This window comes from Lentilactobacillus hilgardii DSM 20176 = ATCC 8290 (assembly GCF_000159315.1).
In the GTDB taxonomy this organism is placed as follows: domain Bacteria; phylum Bacillota; class Bacilli; order Lactobacillales; family Lactobacillaceae; genus Lentilactobacillus; species Lentilactobacillus hilgardii.
Map to the genome: position 1 here is coordinate 1 of NZ_GG670039.1, position 241 is coordinate 241.

A 241-nucleotide genomic window follows, 5' to 3' on the forward strand; every position below is an offset into this window, starting at 1 on the left:
GTCATCGGGAATTGGAAAGACAAAATCTTGTGGGTAAGTGATCAATTCTGAAAGATCACCATTGACTGGCGGGGTAGCCATAAACTGCATCTTAGGGCAGAGGTTGTATTTGCCTTCGCGACAATAACTGCAGTGACCGCAAGGAACACCGGGCTCAATTGCGACTCTATCTCCCCGTTTGAGATCAGTTACTTCATCTCCAGTGGCAACAATAATACCGGAACTTTCATGACCTAAAATC

Annotated in this window: 1 protein-coding gene; it reads right to left on the reverse strand. The window is 45.6% G+C overall.

Annotated elements, in window-relative coordinates; all coding sequences use genetic code 11:
- Positions 1 to 241, reverse strand: a 241-nt coding sequence (locus HMPREF0519_RS12795) for an alcohol dehydrogenase catalytic domain-containing protein (RefSeq protein ID WP_003637140.1), incomplete at both ends; no start/stop codon positions are given.